This is a genomic window from Rathayibacter sp. AY1C4 (assembly GCF_002932195.1).
Taxonomy (GTDB): domain Bacteria; phylum Actinomycetota; class Actinomycetes; order Actinomycetales; family Microbacteriaceae; genus Rathayibacter.
The window spans coordinates 42,921-67,861 of record NZ_PSWE01000009.1 but is presented as its reverse complement, the minus strand read 5'-3'; the positions used below and the strand labels follow the sequence as shown (position 1 = coordinate 67,861).

Below are 24,941 nucleotides of genomic sequence, written 5' to 3'. Positions count from 1 at the left end.
ATCATAGGTCGGACCTCGGACGCGCGAGCCGGGCGACCGGGTCCAGCGCCGAGCGGGGCACGACCGACGCGAGCACCCGACGACCGGCACCCGCGGAGCCGCGGAGCGCGGCGGCCACGGCGGTCGCGTCGTCCCACGCCTCCGACTCGCTCGCGGACGGCGAGTAGCGCCGGCGCTCGACGCGCTCCCGGAGCCCCTGCAGACGTGCCGCCGCTCCGGGGTCGAGGGCGGGAGCCATGCGGGCCTCCTGCGCGCGCGGAGACTCCGTGCCCTCCACGGGGACGCCCAGGTCGCGGGCGGTCGCCAGCAGCTCGGCCCACGCGGCCTCGACGGAGCCGGAGCGCGCGGACCGGCGCCGCAGCGCGCGCTGGACGGCGCGCATCAGCCAGGGGACGAGCACGAGCAGCAGGAGCAGCACCCAGAGCGTGGCCGCGGGAGCCGCCGTGGTGCTCGAGGCGCCGACGGCACCGGGGGTCGGCGTCGCCGACGCGGCCGTCGGAGTGGGTGTCGCGGCGGGAGCGCTGGTCGCACCGGGCGCGGTGGTCGCGGTCGAGCCCGGGGCGGTGGGGCCCGAGGAGGCCGTCGCGCTCGGCAGGGTGTAGGAGGCCGGAGCGCCGCGGCTGGGCGTCGGCTCGAAGGGCAGCCAGCCGACTCCCTCGAAGTACAGCTCGGGCCAGGCGTGCAGGTCGGAGGAGAGGACGCGGTAGGTGGTCAGGTCGCTGCCGCCGGAGGGCACGACGGAGCCGGGCTGGTAGCCGATGGCGAGCCGCGACGGGATCCCGAGCTCGCGCGCCATCACCGCCATCGCCGAGGCGAAGTGGACGCAGTAGCCCTCCTTCGTCGTCAGGAACGCCGAGAGCACGCCGACTCCGTCGCCGTCGTAGCCCTCCTCCGCGGGGGTGTCCTCGGAGTAGCGGAACTCGGACGAGCGGAAGTACGTCTGCAGCGCGCGCGCCCGGTCGTAGGCGGTCGGAGCCTCCGCCGTGACCTCCTCGGCGGTGGTGCGGACGATCTCGGGCACGTCGTCGGGGAGCGAGAGGTACCGGTCGACGCCGGACGGCGCGGGCGCGGCGAGCAGCTGCTGCGGGTCGGGCTCGAGCCGCAGCGCCTGCACCTGGTAGTCGTCTCCGGAGCGGGTCGTCGCGTCGCCGCGGATCGAGCCGTCCTGCACGTCCTGGAGCCAGCCGTCGCCGACGCCCGTCAGCGACGAGACCGGATACGGCACGGGGAGCCACTGGCTCCGCAGCGTCTCCACCGAGACGTCGACCTCCTCCGCCTCGCGCGGCACGCTCTCGGAGAGCCCCTCGGGCGCGATCGGCGCCTCGATCGGAGCGGTCTGCTCCGTCTCGCTCGGCGCCCAGTCGTCACCGTCGAAGTCCGAGACGGTCAGCACGCGGAGGTAGACGGGCAGGTCGGAGTCGGTGGCGTAGCGCAGCACGGTCACGGGGTTCGGGCGGCGCAGGTCCGCGCCGAGAGCGACCACCGGGTCGATCGCGCCGTTGAAGAGGCTGCCGGAGACGCCCGAGGGGGCGGTGGTGCGCGCGTAGCCTGCCGCCGACCCGGCGACGACTCCCGCGCCCAGGACGACGACGGTCACGGCCGCGAAGGCGGGCAGCACGGCCGCGGCCGCGCTCGGGCCGCTCGGGCGGCGAGGGGCGGCCGTGGCGGCGAGCACGCCCGCGTAGGCGAGCGCAGTGACGACGAGGCTCGCCCAGGACACCTCGGAGGGGTCCACGATCGCCGGCACCGCGAGCAGCGCCGCAGGGAACAGACCGGCCAGGGCGGGGAGGCGGACGGAGAAGGCGAACAGGTCGGCCGCCCAGGCGAGCACGACCACCCCGCCGATCAGGAGGAACGAGATGCCGTCGTCGGCGATGGCCGGGAGCCCCTGCTGGGCGATGGACTGGAAGCCGCCCTGCGCGAGCGCCTCCGCCTGCGCGACGGCGCCGGGCGTGGGGATCACGAACAGCAGGGCCCGACCGGGCACGAACATCGCGGTCAGCACGCCGACCATCGTCAGCGTGCCGAGGATCGGCGGGACGACGGGGTGCACGCGCAGAGCCCGGGCGGCGGCCGGGACGCCGAGCACCACGGCGACCGCGCTCGCGAGGAGCACCAGCCAGTCGACGCCGACGAGGAGCCGCCCGATCCCGGCGGCGGCGGCCGTGATCGCGAGGAAGAGCAGACCGCTCAGAGGAGCCGACCCGGCGCGCGGATCGCTCTCGACGCGGCGGCTCACGCCACCACCCGCAGAGCGAGGGCCTGCGCCCACGCCTCCTCGACGGAGGCACTCGGGTCGACGGACACCGCGTACCAGCCGAGCGAGGCGAGAGCCGCCTCCTCCTCAGCGGTGCCGGCGACGACGAAGGCGATCGCGGGGCGCGACTGCGCGGCCAGGGAGCCGAGGGCGTCGAGGTCCGACTCGAGGAGTCGGGTGAGGACGGCGAAGACCGGTCGCACTCCCCCGGTGTCGCGCATGTCGGCCGAGATCCGGGTCACCGCGTCGACCGACTCGCGCGAGGGCGCCAGCTCGGCCAGGCGCAGCAGCACGTCGTGCGCCACCTCGCGCTCGTCCTCCGAGTGCTCCGGCTCGCCGTCCGCACCCGTCTCGACGAGGTGGGTCTCGAAGCCGCGGTCGAGCAGGTGCACGGCGAGGGAGGCCGTCATCGACACCGCCCACTCGAGCCGGTCGTCGCCGCGCCGCTCGAGCACGCGCTCGGCCCGGGTCTCGAGGAGGATCCACGCGTGCGGATCGGTGTTCTGCTCGTCCTGGCGGACCATGAGCTCACCGGAGCGGGCGCTCGCCCGCCAGTGCACCCGGCGCATGGCGTCCCCCGGGCGGTAGTCGCGCGGGATCACGTCGTCCGTGCCGGCGCCGGCCGTCGCGTGCGCGACCGGGCTCGATCCGCCTGCTCCGTGCGCGTCCAGGACGTCGCTCTGGAGCGGCACGACCCGCGGAGTCACGACGAACGGCTGCGCAGCCCCCACGACGCTCTCGCGGAGCGCGAGCCCGAGGCCGTCGCCGCGCACCAGGCGCAGCGGGCCGATGCGGTGGATCCCGCGCCGCTCGGCGGGCAGACGGTAGCGGGCGCGCACGCGGCCGCCCGACGGGACGCCCGGCAGCCCGAAGACGCCCTCGGCGACCGCCCGGCCGACGACGACCCCGCGCTCCACGCGCTCGAGCCGGTCGTGGGCGCGCGCCCCGCTGCGGACGGCGCGGCCGCGGTTCTCGAGCAGCACGTCGACCTCCACCACGTCGCCGGCCGCGACGGTCTGGGGAGCGAAGCGGCGCTGCACTCGGAACGACGCCGGCGCCAGGAGCAGGGAGACGAGCGCGCCCAGGGGCAGGCCCAGCAGCACCAGGCCGACGAACAGCAGCTCGCGGAACTCTGTCAGCGGCGCGATCACCACTCCCGCGACGCCCAGCAGAACGAGCGCCCAGCCGCGCAGCGTCAGCGCGACCCCGCGGAGCGCGGGCAGACCGCCGAGACGGGACGACGGCGTCTCGGCGGCGCGGGCCTCAGTCGCCACGGTTGCCGAAGGGGACGGGGGTGGCCGCGACGATGCGCTGCACGATCTCGGTGACCGAGTGCGAGGATCCGGCGCCGGAGCGGCCGGGGAGGCGCGTGGCGGGCAGGAGGCGGTGGCCGAGCACGGGGACGGCGAGCGCGTCGACGTCGTCCGGCACCACGAAGTCGCGGTCGCTGAGGGCGGCGAGAGCCTTCGCGGCGGCGATCAGCTGGAGCGTGGCGCGCGGGCTCCCCCCGAGCCGCAGCTCGGGGTCGACCCGCGTGGCCTGCATGATCGCCACCACGTACTCCTGCACGGGTGGTGCGACGTACACGGAGCGCACGTAGGCCATCATCCGCTCGAGCTCGGCGAGGCCCACGACGGGCCGCAGCTCCTCGAGCGGGCTGGCCGAGTCGCGGGTGCGGATCATCTCGAGCTCGGCGCGCTCATCGGGGTAGCCGAGCGAGAGGCGGGCCATGAAGCGGTCGCGCTGGGCCTCGGGCAGCGAGTAGGTGCCCTCCATCTCGACCGGGTTCTGCGTCGCGATCACGGCGAAGGGGCGCGGGAGGAGGTGGGTGGTGCCGTCGACCGAGACCTGGCGCTCCTCCATGCACTCCAGCAGCGCCGACTGCGTCTTGGGCGAGGCCCGGTTGATCTCGTCGCCGATCAGGATGTTCGCGAAGACCGGGCCCGGCTTGAACTCGAAGTCGCGGGTCGCCTGGTTGTAGACCGAGACCCCCGTGACGTCGGAGGGGAGCAGGTCGGGCGTGAACTGGATGCGCGCGACGCTGCCGCCGACCGAGGCCGCCAGCGACTTCGCCAGGACCGTCTTGCCGGTGCCGGGGACGTCCTCCATCAGGAGGTGCCCACCGGCGAGGAACACCGTCAGCGCCATCGAGACCTCGGCCGACTTGCCGTCGATCACGCGGGTGAGGTTCCCGAGGACGGCGCCGCAGTGCGCCGTGAACTCCTCGCGGGTCAGGGGCGTCTCGGGAGCCGCTCGGCGGCCGACAGCGGAGCGGGTGTCTTCGAGCGACGTCATAGCTAGGGATTCTCGCAGTCCTGACGGGAAAAGGGTCCAGGTTCCGAGAGTTCGCAGTGTGCCGCCAGGCGGGAGCGCGCGGCGGCCGCCGGACGCCGTGGGCAGGGGTACCGCCCTATGCTCGATCCGGTGACCAGGATCATCGCCGGATTCGCCGGCTCGCTCACCCTCCGGGTCCCGCGCGCGGGCACCCGCCCCACCAGCGACCGCGTGCGCGAGGCCGTCTTCTCGGCCCTCGAGGCCCGGGACGCCCTCGACGGCGCGACGGTGGTCGACCTCTACGCGGGCTCCGGCGCCCTCGGGCTCGAGTCGGCCAGCCGCGGAGCGAGCGCGGTCGTCCTGGTCGAGCGCGACCCGAAGGCCGCCCGGACCGCGGGCGAGAACGCACGGGCGATCGTGACCGCGGCTGCCAAGAACAAGCGGCCCGCCCCGCGGATCGAGGTGGTGACCGGCTCGGTCCGCTCCTTCCTCGACGGGTCCCCGGCCCTCAACACGGACACGGTGTTCCTCGACCCGCCCTACGACCTCGGCGAGGACGACCTCGCCGCCGATCTCGCCGGCGTGCTGCCGCTGCTGCGCGAGGACGCGGTGGTCGTCGTGGAGCGGAGCTCCCGCAGCCCGGAGCCGCGCTGGCCCGCGGGTCTGGAGCGGGAGCGGAGGAAGGACTACGGCGAGACCACGATCTGGTGGGCTTCACCGGCGTCGCCCGTCTCGCCCGCTTCCTCCGCGGCCGGCTGACCGGCCTCAGCCCGCCGCGCCGTCCCAGCCGAGGTACGGGTCCCAGCCCCCGCGCCCCTCGAGCGCGACCCCGCCCAGGCGCACCTCCGGGTCCCCCTCGCGGACGACCCCGAGCGGGACGAAGCCCTCCGGCAGCGCCGCGGCGGGCGGGAAGCACGCGAGCATCGCGTGGTCCTCGCCGCCTCCCAGCACCAACGCCCTCGCCAGGTCGAGGTCCACGCCCTCCACGCCCGTGAGCCCGCGCGCGTGCACGTCGACCGCCGCGGCATCGAGGTCGATCGCCACTCCGCTCGCACGCGCCATCCGACGGGCGTCGAGCACCACGCCGTCCGAGACGTCCATCATCGCGGTGGCGGTCCCGCCCGCGGCCTCGCCCGCGGAGATCGGCGCGGTCGGGCGCAGCTGCGCCTCGAGGAGGGACGGATGCCGCTCGCGGAGCCGGGCGGCGAGGTCGGCCGACGGCTCCCCGTCCCGCCGCGCCTGCTCGAACAGCAGGCGCAGCCCGAGCCCCGCTCGTCCCAGCGGACCGGCCACGGCGAGCACGTCCCCCGGCCTCGCACCGCTGCGGAGCACCGGCGGTCGTCCGTCGAGCGAGCCGAACGCCGTGATCGAGAGCGTCAGCGTCGCGGAGGCGGACAGGTCTCCCCCGACGACTCCGCATCCCGGCGCCATCGCGGCGCAGCCGGCGGCGAGGCCGCCCGCGATCCCCTCCAGCACGTCGACGCCCAGCGACTGGGGTGCCGCGAGCGCGACGACGAGCCCGGTGGGACGGGCCCCCATCGCCGCGACGTCGGCGAGGTTCGAGGCCGCCGCCTTCCAGCCCAGGTCCGCCGGGCGCGACCAGGCCAGCCGGAAGTCGGGGCCGTGCACCATCATGTCCGTGGTCACCACGAAGCGGCCGTCGGGAGCGCGCAGCACCGCGCAGTCGTCGCCGGGCCCGACCAGGGTCTCCGCGCCCGGGCCGCCGAGCCGGGCCAGCACCCTCGCGAGCACCTCGCCCTCGCTGAGCTCGGCCAGGGTGGGACTCCGATCCTCTGCCATGGTTCACACGCTAGCGTTGACGGCGATGTCCCCCCGCCGACTCCGCTCCCCCCTTCTCGCCGCCGCCGCCGCCGTCCTGCTGCTCTCGGGCTGCTCGGCCAGCGTCGCCCTCGAGCCCGCCGCCGATGCGACGAGCACCGGCTGCGCGGAGGTCTCGGTGCGCCTGCCCGACGTGGTCGCGGAGCAGCCCGAGCGCGAGACGAACGCTCAGGGCACCGCCGCCTGGGGCACCCCGGCCGCCGTCATCCTCCACTGCGGAGTCGAGGTGCCCGGCCCGACGACGGACCTCTGCGTGAACGTCAGCGGAGTCGACTGGATCATCGACGAGACGCAGAAGGACGAGGACATCTACACGCTGACCACCTACGGTCGCGATCCCGCGGTGGAGATCACCGTCGACCAGAGCCGCGCGTCCGGATCCTCCGCCGCGCTCGACCTGGCGAACGCCGTCTCCTACGTCCCGCAGACGCGCGAGTGCACCGACGTCTCGGACGCCGACACCCTCGATCCGACGGACACGCCCACCGGCTGAGCTTCAGCGTCAGACGCCGAGGGCTCGACTCGCTGCGGTGAGCGCACCATCAAAGGTCGCCCCCAGCTCGCGCGCGCGGGACGCGAACACGGCGGCCGCGGCCTGCAGCTCGCGCTCCAGCGCGTCCACGCCTCCCGCGACGACCGTGCCCGCCCGGCCGCGCGTCTCGACCAGGCCCGCCGACTCCAGCTCCCGGTAGGAGCGGGCGACCGTCCCCGCGGCGACGCCCAGCGTCTCGGCCAGCGCGCGCACCGGCGGCAGCCGCGTGCCGACCGGCAGCTCGCCCGCGGCGATCAGAGCGGTGATCTGCTCACGGATCTGCTCGAAGGGCGCCGCGGCCGCGCCCGCCTCGACGCGGAGCGCGAGCGCCGACGTCATCGGGCGGCGACCGGGACGCGGTCGAGCGCCGAGTCGAGCAGCTCGCTGATCAGGTCCGGGTAGTCCACGCCGCTCGCGCCCCACATGCGCGGGAACATCGAGACCGGCGTGAAGCCGGGCATGGTGTTGATCTCGTTGACGACGAAGCCGTCGGCGGTGAGGAAGAAGTCGACCCGGGCGAGGCCCTCGGCTCCGATCGCGTCGAAGGCGCGGATCGCGAGGGACCGCATCTCGGAGAGCTCGCCGTCGGTGAGATCGGCCGGGCAGACCAGCTCGATGCCGGACGCCCCGAGGTACTTCGCCTCGAAGTCGTAGAAGCCGCGGCCGGTGACGACCACCTCGCCGGCGACGGAGGCGCGGGCCGGAGCACCGCGGCGGCCGCCGAGCACGCCGATCTCTACCTCGCGGCCGACGATGCCCGACTCGATCAGCACCCGCGAGTCGTGCGCGAACGCCTCCTCCAGCGCGGCCTCGAGCTGCTCGCGCTCGTCGATCCGGCTGACGCCCACGCTCGAGCCGGCCCGCGCCGGCTTCACGAACGCGGGCAGGCCCAGCTCGTCGAGGGCCGAGGAGGCGTCGCCCGGGTCGGCGCGCCACTCCGCCTCGGTCACGAGGTACCAGGGCGCCACCGCGAGGCCCGCGGCCCGCAGCACCGTCTTGGTGAAGTGCTTGTCCATGCCGAGCGCCGACGCGAGCACGCCCGAGCCGACGTAGGGCAGCCCGACGAGCTCGAGCATCCCCTGGACGGTGCCGTCCTCGCCCCACGGGCCGTGCAGGATCGGCAGCACCACGTCGACCTCGCCGAGCGAGCGCGTCGCGCCGTCCTCGGTCGTCACGGTGAGCTCACGCGAGAGGGCCGACTCCGGCCAGCGCACACGGGAGTCGTCGTCCTCGACGCGGGGCAGCGACGCGGCATCGAGAGCGAACTTCTCAGGACGGTCCTCCTCGAGCACGAAGGCGCCGTCGGAGGTGATCCCGACGGGGATCACCTCGAAGCGGTCACGGTCGATCGCCCGCAGCACCCCGGCCGCCGTTGCGCAGCTGATCGAGTGCTCGCTGGAGCGCCCCCCGAACAGAACGGCCACGCGGAGCTTGCTGGTCATCGAGGTTCCTCTCACCCTGTGGCTCGTCCGAATCCGTGGTCAGGTGCGGCGCGATGTCCTTCGGATCGAGCGTACCGGCGAGCACCTGCGACACCTGCTCGACGATGGGCATGTCGACTCCCCTGGCGCGCGCCAGCTCGAGGACCGGCGCGACGGAGGCGAGCCCCTCCGCCGTCTGCTGCATCGACTTCACCACGTCGGTGAAGCTGTAGCCCTGGCCGAGCAGGCGCCCGGCCGTGTTGTTGCGCGAGAGGGACGAGCTCGACGTCGCGATGAGGTCGCCGAGCCCAGCGAGTCCGGCCATCGTCTCGGCCCGTCCGCCGTACGCGACCGCGAAGTCGGTCATCTCGGCGAGACCGCGCGTGATGATCGATGCCTTCGTGTTCTCGCCGTAGCCGACGCCGTCGACGATGCCGATCGCCACGGCGATGAGGTTCTTCAGCACGCCGCCGAACTCGGTGCCGATCACGTCGGTGTTGACGTAGGAGCGGAAGTAGCGGTTGGTCGCCGCGAGAGCCACCTCCTGCGCGGTGACGAGGCTCTCGGAGGCGATGACCGCCGCGGTCGGCTGCTCCTTGGCGATCTCGAGGGCGAGGTTGGGCCCGGAGGCGACGGCGATCCGGTCGAGAGAGACCGGCAGCATCTGCGCGATCACCTCGCTCATCCGCTGGCCGGTGCCCTTCTCGACGCCCTTCATCAGGCTCACCAGCACCGTGCGCTCGGTGAGGAACGGCGTGATCGCCTCGAGGTTGCTCCGCAGCGACTGCGACGGGATGGAGAGGTAGACGTGGTCCGCGCCCTCCAGCGCCTCCTCGATGCGCGGCGTGGCCCGGATGTTGCGCGGGAGGTTGATGCCGGGGAGGTAGTCGCTGTTGCGCTTGGCCTCGGTGATCTCGCGGGCCAGCTCGGCGCGGCGCGCCCACATCACGACGTCGGAGCCGCCGTCGGCGAGGATCTTCGCGAACGTGGTGCCCCAGCTGCCGGCGCCGAGGACGGCGACGCGGCGGGGCACGGGGATGGGCGCCTTCCTACTGCTCGGACTCAAAGCGACCCGTGCCCTTCTGGTTGTGCTCGGAGGGGTTCCAGCGCTTCTCGGGCGCCGCCTCGCCGCGCAGCTCCTCGAGCAGGGCGGTGATCGCCGCCATCACGACCGCGGAGGCCTCGTTGAGTGTGGCGGAGTCGAGGCTGCGTCCGCGGAAGGCGGACAGGTCGACGGGGTCGCCGACGATCACGTCGACGCGCTTGCGGCGGAAGAGGGTGATCCGCTTGGAGTAGCGGCCCATCAGCTGCTGCGCGCCCCAGTGCGCGACCGGGACGACAGGCAGGCCGTACTGCAGCGCCATCCGCACCGCTCCCGTCTTGCCGCGCATCGGCCAGAGCTCGGGGTCGCGGGTGAGGGTGCCCTCGGGGTAGATGATGACCGAGCGGCCCTCGTCCACGAGAGCCTTGGCGGTCTTCAGCGGCTCGCTGCCGCGGACCGAGCCCGAGCGCTCGACGGGGATCTGCCCGGAGCCGCGCAGGATCGAGCCGAGCACGGGCACCGAGAACAGCGAGGCCTTGGCGAGGAAGCGCGGTGCGCGGCCGGCGCGCCACAGGGTCCAGCCCGTGATGATCGGGTCGATCTCGCTGTAGTGGTTCGGCGCGAACACGAAGGCTCCGGTGCTCGGGATCTTGTCGCCGTTCCGGATCCGCAGGTCGACCGAGGCGGTCATCACGGGGATCACCGCCGCCGCGAGGAACCAGAAGATGGACGGACGGCTTCGCTCAGACACCCGCCCATCCTCGCATCCCGCATCGGAGGGGCCGCGTCCCCACGCCCGGGAGCAGCGGGGCCCCGCGGTGGGAGGAGCGGCCCGGCCGCCGGGTACGGTACCGGCACGCCCCGTCCGCGTCGCCGCCCGTCGCCGTGGGACGCCGTCGGCCGAGCGCTCGGCCGACTCGCCGACTCGCCGATCGCGCTGTCCGGCCTGGTGCTCCTGATCGTGTGGGGAGTCGTGCTGCTCGCCACGCAGGCCGGACGCGACGCGGCTGCGCTCGGCGACGGCCTCCTGCTGACGCTCGCGGTCCTCGTCGGCGGCTCGGCGGCCGTCACCCTCGTGATCGGCGGGGTCGACGCCCTCTGGCGCGTGGCGGTGGCACCGCTCGCCCACGTCGAGGCGGAGGCGACCGGCGGCGTCGCGGTCCTCGGACGCGGCCGGCTCGGGGCGGGCCTCCGTCGTATCGAGCCGCGGTTCCCGCTGCCGACGCTGCGGCCCTACGCGGTGGTCGTGCCGCGCCGCCGGGGACTGACCGTCTCCTTCGGCGACTGGGGCGTCGTCGTGCCCTGGGCGCGGATCGCGCGGCTGGAGCGGCGGTGGGTGCTGGTGGGCCTGCGTCCGCGCGAGGCCCTCGAGGTCGTCCTGGCCGGCACGCGGCGCGGACGCCTGACGCTGGTCCTGGTCGAGTCGCCCGGACCGCTGGGCCTCCGGCCCGCGCCGGAGACGACGCTCGCGCTCCTCGAGAAGCGGATCCGGGGACGCCTGGAGGAGGACGCGGAACCGCCCGCGTGGGGCGCGCCCGGGCGCGACAGGACCCCGGGCCGCTGAGGACGGTCGTCCTCCGCGGCACCGAGGTCCCGGTGGGCGGCTACGCGTCGAGCGAGAAGTCGGCGCCCAGCAGCTCGAGCTTGGTGAGGAAGTTCTCGTAGCCGCGGCTGATGATGCCGACGTTCGAGACCGTCGAGGTGCCCTCGGCCGAGAGCGCCGCGATCAGGTGCGAGAAGCCGCCGCGCAGATCCGGCACGACGATGTCGGCGCCGTGCAGCTTCGAGGGTCCCGAGATCACGGCCGAGTGCATGAAGTTGCGCTGCCCGAAGCGGCAGGCCTGCCCGCCGAGGCACTCGCGGTGGATCTGGATGGTCGCGCCCATCTCGACGAGCGCGTCGACGAAGCCGAAGCGCTGCTCGTAGACGGTCTCGTGCACGATCGAGACGCCCTTGGCCTTCGTGAGCGCCACGACCAGCGGCTGCTGCCAGTCGGTCATGAAGCCGGGGTGCACGTCGGTCTCGATGATGACCGGCTTGAGCTCGCCGCCCGGGTGGTAGAAGCGGATGCCGTCCTCGGCGATCTCGAACGCGCCGCCGACCTTGCGGAAGACGTTGAGGAAGGTGGTCATCTCCTGCTGGCGGGCGCCGCCGACGAAGATGTCGCCGTCGGTCGCGAGGGCCGCGGCCGCCCAGGAGGCCGCCTCGTTGCGGTCGAAGAGCGCGCGGTGGGAGTAGCCGGTGAGCCGGTCCACGCCCTCGATGCGGATCACCCGGTCGGTGTCGACCGAGATGATGGCGCCCATCTTCTGCAGGATGTTGATCAGGTCCATGATCTCGGGCTCGATCGCCGCGCCCGAGAGCTCGGTGATGCCGGAGGCGCGCACCGCGGTCAGGAGGACCTGCTCGGTCGCTCCGACGCTCGGGTAGGGCAGCGACACCTTGGCGCCGTGCAGGCCCTCGGGGGCCGACATCCGGATGCCGGAGGGCAGCTTCTCGATCACCGCGCCGAAGTTGCGGAGGACCTCGAGGTGGTAGTCGATCGGGCGGTCGCCGATGCGGCAGCCGCCGAGGTCGGGGATGAACGCCTCGCCCAGGCGGTGCAGCAGCGGGCCGCAGAAGAGGATCGGGATGCGGCTGGAGCCGGCGTGCGCGTCGATGTCGGCGAAGTGCGCGGACTCGACGTTGGAGGGGTCGAGGATCAGCTCGCCGATCTCGGCGCCCTGCTTCACCTTGACGCCGTGGACTTCGAGCAGGCCCTTCACGACGCGGACGTCGCTGATGTCGGGCACGTCGCGGAGGGTGGAGGCGGTCTCGCCGAGCAGCGCCGCGACCATCGCCTTGGTGACGAGGTTCTTGGCCCCCTTGAGCTCGATCCGGCCCACCAGCGGTCGCCCGCCGTTGATGGTGATCCGCTCGGTCGTCATTCCCACCCGTGCTCCCGACGCCTTGGCGTCCTGCAGGGCCTTGGCGTCCTGAAGAAGTGTGTTCACGCTATTTCACCGGCAATGTCTTGGGCCGCCAGCTTTCGCGGCGGGTCTCGAATTCGGAAATGAGCGCTTCGTCGCGCAGGGTCAGGCCGATGTCGTCCAGGCCCTCGATCAGGCGCCATCGAGTGTAGTCGTCGATCTCGAAGTCGAAGGTCTCGCCACCGGCGGTGACCGTACGCGCAACCAGATCCACCGTCGGTTCTATTCCCGGGGTGCCCTCGATGATCTCCCACAGCCGCTCGACGTCGGGCTCCGAGACGACGGCCGCGAGCAGTCCCTGCTTGCCGGCGTTGCCCCGGAAGATGTCGCCGAAGCGGGGGGAGATGACGACCCGGAAGCCGAAGTCGCGCAGCGCCCAGACGGCGTGCTCGCGGCTGGAGCCGATGGCGAAGTCGGGGCCGGCGACGAGGATGCCGGCGCCGCGGTAGCGCTCCTGGTTGAGGACGAAGTCCGCGTCCTGCCGCCAGCCGTGGAAGAGCGCGTCCTCGAAGCCGGTCTTCGTGATGCGGCGGAGGTAGATGCCGGGGAGGATCTGGTCGGTGTCGACGTTGGCGCGCTTCAGGGGCGCGGCGATCGCGGTGACGGTCTCGAACTTCTGCACGGTCAGACTCCTGCTCTCTCGCGGACCGGCTCCAGATCGGAGGGACTGGAGAGGGTGCCGCGCACGGCCGTGGCCGCGGCGACGAGGGGCGAGACGAGGTGGGTCTTCGCCCCCTTGCCCTGACGACCCTCGAAGTTGCGGTTGGACGTGGAGGCCACGCGCTCCCCCAGGACGAGCTGGTCGGTGTTCATCCCGAGGCACATCGAGCAGCCGGCGAAGCGCCACTCCGCGCCGAACGCGGTGACGATCCGGTCGATCCCCTCGGCCTCGGCCTCGAGCCGCACCCGGGCGGAGCCGGGGACGACCATCACGCGGACGCCGGGGGCCTTGGTGCGCCCCTCGACGACGGCAGCGAAGGCCCGCAGGTCCTCGATCCGCGAGTTGGTGCAGGAGCCCATGAAGACCACGTCGACCGGGATCTCCTTCATCGGCGTGCCGGGCTCCAGCGCCATGTACTCCAGCGCTCGCAGAGCGCTGGCGCGCTCGTTCGGATCGTCGAGGACGTCAGGGTCCGGTACCGCCTGCGAGAGCGAGACGCCCTGGCCGGGGTTCGTGCCCCAGGTGACGAACGGCTCGAGCGCGTCGGCGTCGATCACGACCTCGGCGTCGAACACGGCGCCCTCGTCGCTCGGCAGCGTCCGCCAGTAGGCGACCGCGGCGTCCCAGTCCTCGCCCGCCGGAGCGTGCGGGCGGCCGTGCAGGTAGGCGAAGGTCGTCTCGTCCGGCGCGACCATGCCGGCCCGCGCACCCGCCTCGATCGACATGTTGCAGATCGTCATCCGGCCCTCCATCGAGAGCGCGCGGATCGCGGAGCCGCGGTACTCGAGGATGTAGCCCTGGCCGCCGCCGGTGCCGATGCGGGCGATGACCGCGAGGATGATGTCCTTGGCCGTCACCCCCTCCTTCAGCGTGCCCTCGACCGTGATCGCCATCGTCTTGAAGGGTTGCAGCGGCAGCGTCTGCGTCGCCATCACGTGCTCGACCTCGCTCGTGCCGATGCCGAAGGCGATCGCGCCGAACGCGCCGTGCGTGGAGGTGTGCGAGTCGCCGCAGACCACCGTGACGCCGGGCATCGTCAGGCCCAACTGGGGGCCGACGACATGCACGATGCCCTGCTCGACGTCGCCCAGGGAGTGCAGGCGGACGCCGAACTCGCCGGCGTTGCGGCGCAGCGCGTCGATCTGGGTGCGGCTGATCGGATCCTCGATGGGGCGTCCGATCTCGAGGGTCGGCGTGTTGTGGTCCTCGGTGGCGATGGTGAGGTCCGGCCGGCGCAGCGGGCGCCCCGCGGCACGCAGGCCGTCGAACGGCTGCGGGCTGGTCACCTCGTGCAGCAGGTGCAGGTCGATGTAGAGCAGGTCGGGAGCGCCGTTCTCGCCCGCGACGACGACGTGGTCGTCCCAGACCTTCTCGGCGAGGGTGCGCGGCTTCTCGGCTCTCCTGCCGGTCCCTGCTCCACTCGACGCGGGCGCGGCTGTGCCGGGTGTGGTCTCGATCATGACGGTTCCTTCTCCTCCTGGAGTCGCTGCTCGGCCGGGCGAGGCACCGCGACGAGGGAGGCCGTCAGTTCGAGGTCTCGTCGCGGCACGGAAGGAGGTGCGGGCCACTCAGCATGGACCGAGAATAGCACCGCGCTCCCCCGCCTCCCGGGCGGGCGCGGCACGGAGTCGCCCGGCTCAGGCGCGGGCGTCGAGCACGGCGTCGACGACGACGACGGTGACGTTGTCCCGTCCGCCGGCCTCGACCGCCGCACGCACGAGCGCCTGAGCGAGGTCGGCAGGGTCGCCGGAGTCGCGGCGGGCGAACAGGGCGGCGATCCGCTGGTCGGAGAGCTCCTTCGTCAGCCCGTCGGAGCAGAGCAGGTAGCTGGCGCGCGGCACGACGGGCAGCGTCCAGACGTCCGTCTCGACCTCCTCGTCGGCGCCGAGGGCGCGGGTGACGATGTTGCGGTCGGGATGCGACTCCGCCGACTCGGGGGTGAGCAGGCCGGCCGAGACGAGCTCCTGCACGGCGGAGTGGTCCACCGTCAGCTGCTGGAGTTCGGCACCGTCCCAGCGGTAGACGCGGGAGTCCCCGACGTTGAACAGCGCCCAGCGGGCCGGGCCCGCGGGCTCGGGGAGCACGAGCATCAGCCCGGTCAGCGTCGTGCCGCAGAGCGCACCGCCCACGTCGAGCGCGCGCACGGCCGTGTTGGCGCCCTCCACCAGGTCGAACACCGCGTCCACCGGACCCAGGCTCGTCGGCCGGTTCTCGCGCAGCGCCTCGACGGCGGCTGCGCTCGCGAGGTCCCCTCGTGCGTGCCCGCCCATCCCGTCCGCGACTGCCAGGAGCAGCTCGTCGGCGAGGAGGGCGTCCTCGTTGACGCGGCGGACGGCGCCGACGTCGGTGCTGCTGCTGACGGCGAGCCGCAGCGCCCCCTGGGGCAGGTCGACCGTGGTCGTCGTCATCGCGGGATCACTTCTCCTCGGCGGAGGACCGGGCGTCGTCCGCGACGACCTCGGGGTGCCCGTCGTGCAGCTGGATGTGGCGGTGCTCGCGGCGCATCTTCGCCAGGCTCGCCAGCGTCGCCACGGTCATGCTCAGCACGATGACCACGAGCGAGGTGATCGTGTCGATGTCCCACACCGGCACCGGCTCGCCCCCGTTGAGGAAGGGCAGGTCGTTCTCGTGCAGGGCGTGCAGGACGAGCTTCACGCCGATGAAGGCGAGGATGAACGCGATCCCGTACTTGAGGTACTCGAGCTTGTCGATCAGCCCGCCGAGCAGGAAGTAGAGCTGGCGGAGCCCCATCAGCGCGAAGACGTTCGCGGTGAACACGATGAAGGGGCTCTCGGTGATGCCGAAGATCGCCGGGATCGAGTCGAGCGCGAAGAGCAGGTCGGTCGAGCCGATCGCGAGGAACACGATCAGCATCGGCGTGAAGTGGCGCGTGCCGTCGATCGTGGTGCGGATCCTGGAGCCGTCGAACGAGTCCGAGATCTTGACGCGGCGGCGCAGGAGCCGGATGAGCAGGTTGTCGGTGCCCTCGTCCTCGTCCTCCGCGCCGAACGCCTGGTTCCAGGCCGTGTAGACCAGGAACGCGCCGAAGAGGTAGAAGATCCAGCTGAAGCTCTCGATGAGCTGCGCGCCGAGCAGGATGAAGACGCCGCGGAAGACCAGCGCGATGATGATGCCCACCATCAGCACCTCCTGCTGGAGCTTCGCCGGCACCGCGAAGCGGCCCATGATGATGACGAAGACGAACAGGTTGTCGACCGAGAGGCTGTACTCGGTCAGCCAGCCTGCGACGAACTGGCCGGCCAGCTCGCCGCCGCCGAGGATCAGCATCAGCAGCGCGAACACGAGCGCCAGCGACACGTAGAAGCCGACCCACAGCCCCGACTCCTTCAGGCTCGGCACGTGCGGGCGCTTGTAGACCAGCAGCAGGTCGGCGGCGAGGATCAGGCTCAGGACGACGAACGAGCCGATCACGAACCAGACGGGCAGATCGAGCATGAGGGCCTTCCGAGTGGGTGGGGGCCGAAAGTCTCTCCCCGGGGAGCGGACGGCCGTGCCGGTCCGCGTCACCCGTCCCGCCCCCGGCGCCGCGCAGGGGCGGTGCGTACTGACGGGAGCGGAAAGGCGGGATACTCCCCTTCGCGGATGCGATCCTAGCGCCGATCCGGCGGGATGCGGCCCCGGGGAGGCGGAGCGGGAACGAGGCGATCGGCGCGATGCGTCGAGCGGGTGCCGCGTGGCGAGCACCCGGGTGTTAAACGAGAAGAACCCCCGGTCAGACCGGGGGTTCTTCTCGTGTTGCCGTGGTGACCCCAGCGGGATTTGAACCCGCGTTACCGCCGTGAGAGGGCGACGTCCTAGGCCGCTAAACGATGGGGCCGCGTTTTTGCAACTCGAAGAGTGTTGCACACGGATCCGCATCGACGCAAATCGAGCGCCCGGCCCATCCGGTCTCCGCTCGGCCCCGGCCTTGCCCGCCGCCCGCCGAGGCGGTTGGCTCGGGGCATGAGACTGACGAAACTCGAGCACGCCGCCGTCCTGATCGAGGAGGACGGCGCCCGGCTGGTGATCGATCCGGGGTCCTTCACCCGGCCCGTCGAGGGGACGACCGACACCGTCGCCGTGGTGCTCACCCACGAGCACGCCGACCACTGGACCCCGGAGCAGCTGCAGCGCCTGCGCGACGCGGCCCCGTCGCTGCGGATCCTCGGCCCGGCCGGGGTCGCCGCCGCCGCCGAGGGCTTCGACGTCGAGACGGTCGCCGACGGCGATGTCGTGACGGTGGGCCCGTTCGAGCTGCGCTTCTTCGGCTCCCGTCACGCGGTGATCCACCGCAGCATCCCCGTGATCGACAACGTGGGCGTCCTGGTGAACGGCCGGGTCTACTACGCCGGCGACTCGTTCACAGTGCCGGAGGGCGTCGATGTCGAGATCCTCGCTGCTCCCTCGGGAGCACCGTGGATGAAGATCGCCGAGGCGATGGACTACGTGCTCGAGCTCGCCCCGCGGCACGCCTTCGCGACCCACGAGCAGGTGCTCTCGGAGGCGGGGCGCTCGCTCGGCCACGACCGGCTCGGCTGGGCGGTGCGCGAGGGCGGCGGCGAGTACCACGCCCTCGAGCCGGGCGACGTGCTGGAGCTCTGACGGCGGGACTCGCCCGCGATCACTCGTACCATCCGGGCGCCCGCTCCTCGTGCCGTGGCTCACCGGACCGGCGGAGCCGCCGTCGCCCGAGCGCGAGAAGCAGCAGGGAGAGGCCCCGAGCGAGGATGCTCGGCGGGACGGCGACGAGGAGCGCCGGGCCCGGAGCGACCGCCTGCAGGACACTGCTCGCGCTCGGCTGCCCGTCGGCCACGCCGACCACGAGCGCTATCGACGGCGACACGACGATTAGGGCTGCCAGCCACGCTGGAACCAGGACGAGGGCCGGAGCGAGCGACGGTGTCGACGTCGATCGCCGAAGTGCCAGCGCCGCACACGGGAGGACGAAGACGAGCGCTCCAGGAAGGAGCCCGACCGCCGCGAGGAAGAGGAGGAGGGAGGCGAAGCCGGGTTCCACGAGCGCTCCGAGTCCCGCCAGCGCCGCCGTCACGCCGACCGGGAGGAGGGAGACGGCTGCGGCCCACCCGAGAACGCGCAGCGCGCGGGGCTCCGCGCCATCGGAGACGTCGATCACGAGGTCCTCGAGGGGGCCGGCGAGCGTCGGCCGCCGGTGAAGCGAGGGGTCGACGACCCCTCACGGCCTGCTGGAGTCCTGGCGGTGCAACGACGACGGCCGGGCCGGGGGCGGGCCCGGCCCGGCCGTCGATCCGATCCCTCACCGGATCAGTAGTACTCGCCCTGGCGGTAGTCCCAGGAGTTGAACTGCTCGGCGAGGTTCAGCATGATGCGCTCGTAGTCGAGCCCGCGGCGGATGAGCACGGGACCCGGGGTGATTGAGCGCTCGCCGCCCTGCACCGGGATGAGGGCGCCCGAGGCGTCCACCATCGAGACCATGACGCCCTGCTCGTGGCGGGAGTCCTCGTCCTTGTCCGGCTGGATCGAGGAGACGTAGGAGTCGGCCGAGACGATGACGTCGGCCTCGTTCTCGATCCGCTCGCCGATGTTCGCGACGCGGCCGCGGTTGCCCACGCCCGAGGGGTTGGCCGAGCTGGCGAAGGTGAGGGTGCGGTCGCGCTCCCACATGGTGGCGACCAGCTGCTCGGCCGGGCGGCCGAAGCGGATGACGAAGCAGCTGGTGCCCCGTCCGTCGCGGACCAGCTCGCGGGCGTCCTCGTCGATCAGGTCGACGGCCTCGGCCTTCCACGGGAGGATGCAGCCGAGCAGGACGTCCTGGTCCCAGTGCTTCTGGTAGAAGGCGAGGACCTCCTCGTTGAGCTCGGCGAGCTCGGTGAGCTGCTCGATGCTGGAGCAGAGCACGACGCCCGGCTTGTTGCGGTTGCGCTGCTTGGCCGAGAACTTGCGCTCGAGGCCCGCTCCGTCGGTCGTCATCAGGATGTAGCCGACCTTGGTCGCGCAGACGACCAGTCCACCGGGGGCGTAGAGCGCGTCCACCGCTTCCGCAGGAGCCTGCTCACGCCATTCGATCACCGTCGTGCTGGTCATTCTTTCCCTTTCGTGGTGTCCAGAGACGCCATGGGCGGGGCCCCGGCCGAGCGGAAGCCTAGCGGATCGCCTCCCGTCGTCCGCGGCGGTGATGCCGCGAACGGACGCGCACCGGGCTCCGGATCGACTCCGGTGCCCGGTGCGCGCCCGTCCGCGCCGCGCGCGCCGACGGGACGGCTCAGGCGAGGGCCGTGAGCGAGCCTCGCGCGAGCGTGTTGACGGTCAGATGGAAGCCGACCAGCGAGGCCGGAGTCGACTCGTCGACCGGCAGCGTCGGCACTCCGAGCGCGTGCACCGTGAAGAGGTAGCGGTGCGGGCGGTCACCGGGCGGCGGGGCCGCACCGGCGTAGGCGAGCGACCCGAGGTCGTTGAGCGCCGGGCGCCCCACTTCCGTCGAGCCGGCGGCCAGCTCGGTGACCTCCTTCGGGATGTCGACCAGGACCCAGTGGTGGATGCCGCCGAGGGTCGGCGCATCGGGGTCGAACACGGTCACGGCGTACGACTGCGTGCCCTCGGGGCCGGCGCTCCAGCGCAGGGACGGGCTGGTGTCGCCGCTCCCCTGGGCCTCGGCGAGCCGCTCGCCGTCGGTCACGTCGTCGCTGGACACCTCCAGGGGCGCCGTCGCGGGCAGGAAGTCGAGCGGGTGCGGGGGCGTGCTCCTGGTCAGATCGGTCATGTCGTTCTCCTTCTCTCTCAGTCGGTGACTCGGCCGCGGACGCCGTCGAGCCAGTAGTCGGAGTGGCGGTCCGCGGTCGCCGCGTCGCGGAACGAGTACGTCTTCAGCAGCCAGCGGAAGCGGGTCTTGTCGCGGTCCTGGACGTCGACGAGCTGACGGCTGTGCAGGCCGTCCTGGTTCGCGATGATCAGCAGGTCCGCGTCGCGGATCCGGTGGTACTGCTCGCTGACCTTCGAGAGCGCATCGCGGAACTGCCAGAGCGCCCACAGGTGCGGCAGGTCGTCCGGGTCGGCCGGCACCGTCCGGGTGTCGTAGTAGCGGAAGCTGTGCTCGTTCTCGAGCAGAGCGTGCTGGTCCGACACGATCTGGTTCTTGTTCTGGGCGCGCGAGAGCTCGTCGAACGGGGTGATGTAGACCGCCTCGCGCAGGAGCGCCTGGTTCTCGGGTGAGATGAAGCGCAGGATCTCGCGGCCGTCGACGTACTTCGTGTAGACGAGGTCGGTCTCGGGCGTGCGCAGTCCCAGGAGCGAGATGAAGTCGGCGCGCACCGGGTGCGCGGTCCGCTCGTTGTGCCAGTACAGCTCGCCGTCGGTCTTCTGCGTCTGGGTGTTCGAGAAGCGGTTGTCGGCGTAGACGTCCTGGAAGAAGTCGCCGTTGTTGCGGGTGGCGTACGCGAGCAGCGGCGAGCCGAGGTACTGCGACTGCAGCTCGAGCAGGCCCTCGCCGACGAACGTCAGCTTCTTGCGGTACTTGTCCTCGAGCGCGTCGTCCTGGTCGAGCCAGGGGATCTCGTCGTCGACCGGGTTGTTCGAGATCAGGTGCGCGTAGGTGATCTTCTCGTCGCGCTCGCGCCGGATGCGGGCGAGCGCGTCGACGAAGCCCTGCGGGACGTCGCCGCTGTCGATCAGCGCGGCGATCGCGTCGCGGAAGCGGTCGTAGTCCTTGTAGGGGTCGATGGCGACCGCCAGCAGCGACTGCTGGAGGGTCGATCTGTCGGAATCGGAGAACGTGTAGATGGGCTGCATTGCTTCACTCCTTGCACGTGGATGAGGGACTCCGCCGGCGGGCTCGTCCCGGACTTCCTCTGTCACTCCGCTTCCGCGGTGACGGCCCTCCTCTCCTGTCGTCGCATCGAGACGGCCCCGATCGTCTGCGCGAGGACCGCGAGGACGACGAGGACGATGAGGGTCGGCGCGGTCCCTCCCGTGAGGGGGACGAGTATCCCGGCGCCGACGAGCAGGACGGCCTGGAGGATCCCCTGGTTGCGCTCCAGTCCGCGCATCACCGCGACCCGGGCGCCGTCCTCGAGCCCGTTCATCGCCGGCGCCAGGGCGATCATCGTCGCGGGCCGCACGAAGCCGCCCGCGATCCCGAGCAGGGCCAGGCCGGCGATCGCGGCGCCGAGCACCCCGAGGGTGGTCAGGGCGAGGCCCAGCACCTGGGTGAGCGCCGTCAGCCGGAAGACCAGGGGCGTGCCGGCGATGAGCGGCGAGAGCCGGGCGGCGGCCAGGCCGGCGAGCGTGTAGAGGCCGAGCACCAGGCCGAACGCGGGCAGCGTCAGACGCAGCTCCTGGAACAGCAGCAGCGGGATCACGAAGGTGTAAGCGGCGAGCAGGACGGCGCGGTTCACGGAGTAGTAGAGGGACCAGAAGCGCACCGCGGCGGGCAGGACGGCCGGCCGCACGGCGCGCGCCGCCACTCCCGAGGCGGCGCTCGCGCCGAGCGGCAGGCGGGCAAGGAGCACCACGGCCAGCGCGGCGCACGACACGAGCGCGCTGAGGAGGAACGGCAGCCGGTCCCAGAGCGCGAGCGAGGCGGCCCCGAGCACTCCCGCGCCGAAGGAGGCGAGGAACATTCCGCTCTGCACCCGCGTCTCCTGGCGGCGAGCATCGGCTCCGGCGCGCAGCGAGGAGGCCAGCGCGGCGTCCCGCCCGGCCGTCAGCGAGAAGCCGCAGCCGGCGAGCAGCTGGCTGATCACGACGGCGACCGGATCCGCGTCCAGCACGATCACGACGAGGCCCAGTGCCTTCACGCCCTCGCCGACGACGAGCGCGCCCGCCGAGGACAGGCGGCGTGTGAGCGGCGAGAGCGGGCCGTCGGCGAGCGCCGCCACCACTCCGTAGAGCGCCAGCAGCAGCGCCACGGCCAGGATCGGGTAGCCCCGCGCCAGCAGGAACACCGCGACCACGGGCAGGTGGAAGTAGGCGCGCGAGACGATCCGGTAGACCGTGATCAGCCCGGCCGCGCTGCGGCCGCGCGGGGCGTCCCCGCGCCCGAGGTCAGACAAGGGAGGGCACGACGACGCGCAGTGCGTCGGCGCCCACGTCGCCCTGACGGACGATCGACGCGCCGCCCACGAGGGAGACGATCGTGCTGCTCATCGTGGAGTCGGGGGCGGTGGTGCTGCGGATCAGGTAGTCGCTGTCGCCGCCGAGGTGCTCCGCGGCGAGGTCGAAGTCGACGAGTCCGGTCGACACCGTGCCGCTGATGTTGGCGGAGGTGGCCGCGAGCGGCAGGCCTGCGAATATCGAGAGCAGGTTGATCGGGGCGCTGAGGTTGTGCACGACCGACACCGTGTCCTGGCCCGAGGTGACCCAGTCCGGGACGACGGGCTTGCGGCGCAGGATGACGTTCAGCGGCCCCGGCCAGAACGCTGCGACGAGCGCGTCCATGTCGGCCGTCTCCGGGGCGAAGGCCCAGGTCGCCCAGTCGCGGGGCGCGGAGACGAAGAGGGTGAGCGGCTTCGCGCCGTCCCGCTTCTTCATGTCGTAGAGGCGGAAGCAGGCGCTGCGCGAGAAGGGGCTGGCGAACACGCCGTAGTTCGTGTCGGTCTGCGCGATGACGGTCGCGCCCTCGCGGAGCTCCTGCCCGACGCGCCGGAGCTCGTCGAGATCGGTCGCGTCGATGATCTGTGCCGTCATGGGTAGTGCTCCTGCTGCGCTCGGGCGCGTCCGGGCGGGGCCGGATCGCGTCGCTGTCGTGTGGCCCGCTGACGGCGGCGCCCCACGGAGGGCGCCTGGCGGGTCGGACGGCGGAGGCCGTCCGGATGCGGGTGACCACGGAGGAGAGATGCGGCTGCGTCCTCCCCCCGAGGACGTCTGCCCGGTGAAAGTAGCAGGGTGCGCATCCGGCCCGCGTGTTCGCGACGCTGCATGACGACAGAAGTCGTCGACGTCGGGGAGCAGGGTCGGGGATCGGTATGTTCCGCTGACGCGCCGCATCTCCGCGGCGTTCTCCCGGCTCCGCGGATCCGCGCGATCGTCCGTCTGGCGGCGCACCACGGCCGGGGCTGGACGGCTCGCGGCGACCCGGTCTCCGGGCCCTCCCGCTCCTCGACAGAAGGACCGCCCATGACCGACTACTGGCCCGTGCTCCTCATCCTGCTCACGATCGTGGCCGTCGTGGTCCTGATCGTCGTGCTGAAGGTCGAGCCGGTGATCGCCCTCCTCGTCTCGGCCCTCGGGCTCGGCCTCGTCTCGGGGCAGGGCGGCGAGGGGACGGTGACCGCGATGACGTCCGGATTCGGCGCGGTCCTCGGCGACATCGGCCTGCTGATCGCGCTCGGCCTGCTGCTCGGATCGCTCCTGGAGGCGCTGGGCGTGGCCCCGCTGCTCGCCCGCTGGCTCGTGAAGCGCTTCGGTCGGCGCGCGCTCCCGGTCGCCTACGCGCTGACCCTGGGCGTCGCCTTCCCCTCGATCTACTCCGACGTGCTGGTCGTGATGAGCGCACCGCTGACTCGTCTGGCCTCGCGGGGGCTCGGTGCCGGTGGCTACGGGCTGCTGGCCGGCTCCTCCATCGTCGGGATGATCGTGGGCGTGGTCTTCGTCGTCCCCGGAGCCGCCGCGCTGGCCACGGCAGGCATCGCGGGCGCTCCCCTGCCGTCGATGGTCGCCATCGGCGCCCCGCTGGGCATCGTCACCATCGTGCTGACCGTGCTGGTGTACAGCGCCCTGGTGAAGCGCGGCGGCTGGCGGGACGAGCGCGACCTCGAGGGCGGGGCGGTCCCGGGGCCCGCTCTCGAGCCCGAGGCGGGCGCGGCCACGGGAGGCACGGCGCTCGCGACGCGGCGGGTGCCGCTCGCGCTGGCCGTCGCTCCGATCGCCCTCACCATCGTGCTGATCGCCGCGAACTCGCTCACCCAGCTGGCCGAGCTCGACGTCCCCCTCCTGCGGTTCCTCGGCGACGCGCACATCGCGCTGCTGGCCGGCTTGGTGCTGGCCTACGCGACGGCACTGCGGACGCTCCCGAAGGGCGCCGTGGCCACGGCACTGGGCGGAGCACTGACCCGCAGCGGCCCGATCGTCGTCCTGACCGGGGTCAGCGGCAGCCTCGCCGCCGTGGTCGGAGGAACCGGGGTCGGCGACGCGCTCGCCGGCGCCTTCGACGGGCGGGCCCTCTCGCCGATCCTGCTCACCTGGGTCGTCGCGGCCGTGCTGCACGCGGCGATCGGCTCGGTCTCGACGGCCGCGATCACCGCGGTCGGCATCGTCGCCCCGCTGATCCCCGTGCTCGACGTGAACCCGGCGCTGATCGCCCTGGCCGCCGGCTCCGGCGCGCTCTTCCTCGGGATGGTCAATGCCAACGCGTTCTGGCTCTTCAAGTCCGTGCTCGGCCTCACCGTGCGGGGCACGTTCACCGCCTACTCGCTGACGCTCTCGATCGCCTCGGTGATCTCGCTGCTGGCGCTGCTGGTGGCGGGAACGTTCGTCTGAGCGTCGGCCGGCCCCCACGAGGCCACGCTCGCGAGGTCGGCGCCGAACTCGACCCGGAGGCGCACGGGCGCGCCCCCGCGCAGCACGCCCGGCAGCCAGAGGCGGGCGTCATCCCACATCCGCTCGAACGGCACCTCCTCGACCGGGACGAAGGCGGCGGCGAGCTCGCTCGACTCGGTGACCTCGCCGGTGACGCGGCGGCAGAGGAAGACGTGCGAGCGCTGGCTCCAGGCCGGCCGGTGCGGGAAGGAGTAGTCGAGCACGCCGCGCGGCTCCAGATCGGCCGCTCGGGCGACGAGCCCGGCCTCCTCCTGCAGTTCGCGGACGGCGGCGGCGACGGGCGACTCGCCGGGCTCGAGCTTGCCGCCGGGGGCGACCACGCGGCCCTCGCCGAGGCCCCTGCGCTTGCGGCCGAGGAGCACCTCCGCGCCCCGCGGGCCGTCGCGGAGGACGTAGACGACGCAGACCTCGGGCAGCCCCACCGCGCACCTCCGC

General features: G+C 72.8%; 25 protein-coding genes and 1 tRNA gene. 5 read left to right on the top strand and 21 right to left on the bottom strand.

What is annotated here, in order from left to right:
- Position 1: 1 nt before the first annotated feature.
- Genes C5C99_RS06525 through C5C99_RS06515 form a run of 3 tightly spaced genes read right to left on the bottom strand, consistent with a single transcriptional unit; the run spans position 2 to position 4,552 of the window.
- Positions 2-2,239, bottom strand: coding sequence for a DUF3488 and transglutaminase-like domain-containing protein (locus C5C99_RS06525; RefSeq protein WP_104225625.1), 2,238 nt, complete (start codon positions 2,237-2,239; stop codon positions 2-4).
- Positions 2,236-3,531 carry a DUF58 domain-containing protein gene (locus C5C99_RS06520; protein WP_104337469.1) on the bottom strand — a complete coding sequence of 432 codons (1,296 nt, stop codon included), beginning with the start codon at positions 3,529-3,531 and terminating at the stop codon, positions 2,236-2,238. The genes C5C99_RS06525 and C5C99_RS06520 overlap by 4 nt, the downstream gene beginning before the upstream one ends.
- On the bottom strand, positions 3,521-4,552 hold the full coding sequence (locus C5C99_RS06515) for a MoxR family ATPase (protein ID WP_104225624.1): 1,032 nt from the start codon (positions 4,550-4,552) through the stop codon (positions 3,521-3,523). Before C5C99_RS06515 ends, C5C99_RS06520 begins: the two co-directional genes overlap by 11 nt.
- 129 nt (positions 4,553-4,681) lie before the next feature.
- Between C5C99_RS06515 and C5C99_RS06510 the strand changes: the two genes are divergently transcribed.
- On the top strand, positions 4,682-5,290 hold the full coding sequence (locus C5C99_RS06510) for an RsmD family RNA methyltransferase (RefSeq protein ID WP_104223136.1): 609 nt from the start codon (positions 4,682-4,684) through the stop codon (positions 5,288-5,290).
- A gap of 6 nt (positions 5,291-5,296) precedes the next feature.
- Here C5C99_RS06510 and thiL read toward each other — a convergent pair whose 3' ends face one another.
- Positions 5,297-6,331, bottom strand: a complete 1,035-nt coding sequence (gene thiL, locus C5C99_RS06505; protein ID WP_104225623.1) for a thiamine-phosphate kinase — start codon at positions 6,329-6,331, stop codon at positions 5,297-5,299.
- Positions 6,332-6,356: 25 nt separating this feature from the next.
- On the opposite strand from thiL, the gene C5C99_RS06500 reads away from it, so the two are divergent.
- A complete protein-coding gene (locus C5C99_RS06500; RefSeq protein ID WP_104337468.1) occupies positions 6,357-6,863 on the top strand; it encodes a DUF3515 family protein in 507 nt (168 codons plus the stop codon).
- A gap of 9 nt (positions 6,864-6,872) precedes the next feature.
- Here the strand turns inward: C5C99_RS06500 and C5C99_RS06495 are convergent, their stop codons facing one another.
- The 4 genes from C5C99_RS06495 to C5C99_RS06480 are packed head-to-tail and all read right to left on the bottom strand — an operon-like array spanning position 6,873 to position 10,116.
- Positions 6,873-7,241: a GntR family transcriptional regulator gene (locus C5C99_RS06495; protein WP_104337467.1), complete on the bottom strand. Its 369-nt coding sequence runs from the start codon at positions 7,239-7,241 to the stop codon at positions 6,873-6,875.
- On the bottom strand, positions 7,238-8,344 hold the full coding sequence (locus tag C5C99_RS06490; protein WP_104339809.1) for a D-alanine--D-alanine ligase family protein: 1,107 nt from the start codon (positions 8,342-8,344) through the stop codon (positions 7,238-7,240). Before C5C99_RS06490 ends, C5C99_RS06495 begins: the two co-directional genes overlap by 4 nt.
- Positions 8,241-9,356 carry an NAD(P)H-dependent glycerol-3-phosphate dehydrogenase gene (locus tag C5C99_RS06485; protein WP_181027083.1) on the bottom strand — a complete coding sequence of 372 codons (1,116 nt, stop codon included), beginning with the start codon at positions 9,354-9,356 and terminating at the stop codon, positions 8,241-8,243. Before C5C99_RS06485 ends, C5C99_RS06490 begins: the two co-directional genes overlap by 104 nt.
- A 16-nt stretch (positions 9,357-9,372) precedes the next feature.
- Positions 9,373-10,116 (bottom strand): 1-acyl-sn-glycerol-3-phosphate acyltransferase, encoded by a 744-nt coding sequence (locus C5C99_RS06480; RefSeq protein ID WP_244229445.1) that lies wholly within the window; start codon positions 10,114-10,116, stop codon positions 9,373-9,375.
- A 198-nt stretch (positions 10,117-10,314) separates the two neighbouring features.
- On the opposite strand from C5C99_RS06480, the gene C5C99_RS06475 reads away from it, so the two are divergent.
- On the top strand, positions 10,315-10,929 hold the full coding sequence (locus C5C99_RS06475; RefSeq protein ID WP_104327302.1) for a hypothetical protein: 615 nt from the start codon (positions 10,315-10,317) through the stop codon (positions 10,927-10,929).
- A gap of 40 nt (positions 10,930-10,969) precedes the next feature.
- Here C5C99_RS06475 and murA read toward each other — a convergent pair whose 3' ends face one another.
- The 6 genes from murA to C5C99_RS06445 all read right to left on the bottom strand — a co-directional run bounded on the left by murA (position 10,970) and on the right by C5C99_RS06445 (position 16,833).
- Positions 10,970-12,292, bottom strand: a complete 1,323-nt coding sequence (gene murA, locus C5C99_RS06470; RefSeq protein ID WP_181065448.1) for a UDP-N-acetylglucosamine 1-carboxyvinyltransferase — start codon at positions 12,290-12,292, stop codon at positions 10,970-10,972.
- A gap of 67 nt (positions 12,293-12,359) precedes the next feature.
- Positions 12,360-12,956, bottom strand: coding sequence for a 3-isopropylmalate dehydratase small subunit (leuD, locus tag C5C99_RS06465; protein WP_104223089.1), 597 nt, complete (start codon positions 12,954-12,956; stop codon positions 12,360-12,362).
- A gap of 2 nt (positions 12,957-12,958) precedes the next feature.
- Positions 12,959-14,455 (bottom strand): 3-isopropylmalate dehydratase large subunit, encoded by a 1,497-nt coding sequence (gene leuC, locus C5C99_RS06460; RefSeq protein ID WP_104223088.1) that lies wholly within the window; start codon positions 14,453-14,455, stop codon positions 12,959-12,961.
- Positions 14,456-14,632: 177 nt separating this feature from the next.
- Positions 14,633-15,403, bottom strand: a complete 771-nt coding sequence (locus C5C99_RS06455; protein ID WP_104223087.1) for a PP2C family serine/threonine-protein phosphatase — start codon at positions 15,401-15,403, stop codon at positions 14,633-14,635.
- Positions 15,404-15,410: 7 nt separating this feature from the next.
- Entirely contained in the window at positions 15,411-16,451 is a 1,041-nt protein-coding gene (locus tag C5C99_RS06450; RefSeq protein WP_104223086.1) for a TerC family protein, read from the bottom strand.
- Positions 16,452-16,757: 306 nt separating this feature from the next.
- Positions 16,758-16,833: transfer RNA gene (locus C5C99_RS06445), tRNA-Glu, on the bottom strand.
- 125 nt (positions 16,834-16,958) lie between these two features.
- Here C5C99_RS06445 and C5C99_RS06440 point away from each other — a divergent pair.
- Positions 16,959-17,597: an MBL fold metallo-hydrolase gene (locus C5C99_RS06440; protein WP_104225619.1), complete on the top strand. Its 639-nt coding sequence runs from the start codon at positions 16,959-16,961 to the stop codon at positions 17,595-17,597.
- Positions 17,598-17,616: 19 nt separating this feature from the next.
- Here the strand turns inward: C5C99_RS06440 and C5C99_RS06435 are convergent, their stop codons facing one another.
- From C5C99_RS06435 to C5C99_RS06410, 6 genes are all read right to left on the bottom strand, one after another.
- A complete protein-coding gene (locus C5C99_RS06435; protein ID WP_104327299.1) occupies positions 17,617-18,129 on the bottom strand; it encodes a hypothetical protein in 513 nt (170 codons plus the stop codon).
- Between the two features lie 149 nt (positions 18,130-18,278).
- The gene (locus tag C5C99_RS06430) at positions 18,279-19,058 is read right to left on the bottom strand and encodes an L-threonylcarbamoyladenylate synthase (RefSeq protein WP_104223084.1); all 780 of its coding nucleotides are present in this window, start codon (positions 19,056-19,058) and stop codon (positions 18,279-18,281) included.
- 178 nt (positions 19,059-19,236) lie between these two features.
- Positions 19,237-19,734 carry a YbhB/YbcL family Raf kinase inhibitor-like protein gene (locus C5C99_RS06425; protein WP_104223083.1) on the bottom strand — a complete coding sequence of 166 codons (498 nt, stop codon included), beginning with the start codon at positions 19,732-19,734 and terminating at the stop codon, positions 19,237-19,239.
- A gap of 17 nt (positions 19,735-19,751) precedes the next feature.
- Positions 19,752-20,759 carry a TauD/TfdA family dioxygenase gene (locus C5C99_RS06420; protein ID WP_104223082.1) on the bottom strand — a complete coding sequence of 336 codons (1,008 nt, stop codon included), beginning with the start codon at positions 20,757-20,759 and terminating at the stop codon, positions 19,752-19,754.
- Positions 20,760-20,821: 62 nt separating this feature from the next.
- Positions 20,822-22,021, bottom strand: a complete 1,200-nt coding sequence (locus C5C99_RS06415; RefSeq protein WP_104225617.1) for a hypothetical protein — start codon at positions 22,019-22,021, stop codon at positions 20,822-20,824.
- Positions 22,014-22,655 carry an L-threonylcarbamoyladenylate synthase gene (locus C5C99_RS06410; RefSeq protein ID WP_104225616.1) on the bottom strand — a complete coding sequence of 214 codons (642 nt, stop codon included), beginning with the start codon at positions 22,653-22,655 and terminating at the stop codon, positions 22,014-22,016. Before C5C99_RS06410 ends, C5C99_RS06415 begins: the two co-directional genes overlap by 8 nt.
- A 429-nt stretch (positions 22,656-23,084) precedes the next feature.
- Between C5C99_RS06410 and C5C99_RS06405 the strand changes: the two genes are divergently transcribed.
- Positions 23,085-24,446 carry a GntP family permease gene (locus tag C5C99_RS06405; RefSeq protein WP_181028702.1) on the top strand — a complete coding sequence of 454 codons (1,362 nt, stop codon included), beginning with the start codon at positions 23,085-23,087 and terminating at the stop codon, positions 24,444-24,446.
- Here the strand turns inward: C5C99_RS06405 and C5C99_RS06400 are convergent.
- Positions 24,374-24,928, bottom strand: a complete 555-nt coding sequence (locus C5C99_RS06400; protein WP_181072714.1) for an 8-oxo-dGTP diphosphatase — start codon at positions 24,926-24,928, stop codon at positions 24,374-24,376. The two genes, C5C99_RS06405 and C5C99_RS06400, sit on opposite strands and share 73 nt — an antisense overlap.
- Between the last annotated feature and the right edge of the window lie 13 nt (positions 24,929-24,941).

Bases quoted from the DNA above. Each gene is read 5' to 3' on its own strand.
- C5C99_RS06515 (WP_104225624.1), bottom strand. From the start codon at position 4,552: ATGACGTCGCTCGAAGACACCCGCTCCGCTGTCGGCCGCCGAGCGGCT.
- thiL (WP_104225623.1), bottom strand. From the start codon at position 6,331: ATGGCAGAGGATCGGAGTCCCACCCTGGCCGAGCTCAGCGAGGGCGAG.
- C5C99_RS06500 (WP_104337468.1), top strand. From the start codon at position 6,357: ATGTCCCCCCGCCGACTCCGCTCCCCCCTTCTCGCCGCCGCCGCCGCC.
- C5C99_RS06495 (WP_104337467.1), bottom strand. From the start codon at position 7,241: ATGACGTCGGCGCTCGCGCTCCGCGTCGAGGCGGGCGCGGCCGCGGCG.
- C5C99_RS06490 (WP_104339809.1), bottom strand. From the start codon at position 8,344: ATGACCAGCAAGCTCCGCGTGGCCGTTCTGTTCGGGGGGCGCTCCAGC.
- murA (WP_181065448.1), bottom strand. From the start codon at position 12,292: ATGACGACCGAGCGGATCACCATCAACGGCGGGCGACCGCTGGTGGGC.
- leuC (WP_104223088.1), bottom strand. From the start codon at position 14,455: ATGATCGAGACCACACCCGGCACAGCCGCGCCCGCGTCGAGTGGAGCA.
- C5C99_RS06455 (WP_104223087.1), bottom strand. From the start codon at position 15,403: ATGACGACGACCACGGTCGACCTGCCCCAGGGGGCGCTGCGGCTCGCC.
- C5C99_RS06450 (WP_104223086.1), bottom strand. From the start codon at position 16,451: ATGCTCGATCTGCCCGTCTGGTTCGTGATCGGCTCGTTCGTCGTCCTG.
- C5C99_RS06440 (WP_104225619.1), top strand. From the start codon at position 16,959: ATGAGACTGACGAAACTCGAGCACGCCGCCGTCCTGATCGAGGAGGAC.
- C5C99_RS06430 (WP_104223084.1), bottom strand. From the start codon at position 19,058: ATGACCAGCACGACGGTGATCGAATGGCGTGAGCAGGCTCCTGCGGAA.
- C5C99_RS06425 (WP_104223083.1), bottom strand. From the start codon at position 19,734: ATGACCGATCTGACCAGGAGCACGCCCCCGCACCCGCTCGACTTCCTG.
- C5C99_RS06420 (WP_104223082.1), bottom strand. From the start codon at position 20,759: ATGCAGCCCATCTACACGTTCTCCGATTCCGACAGATCGACCCTCCAG.
- C5C99_RS06410 (WP_104225616.1), bottom strand. From the start codon at position 22,655: ATGACGGCACAGATCATCGACGCGACCGATCTCGACGAGCTCCGGCGC.
- C5C99_RS06405 (WP_181028702.1), top strand. From the start codon at position 23,085: ATGACCGACTACTGGCCCGTGCTCCTCATCCTGCTCACGATCGTGGCC.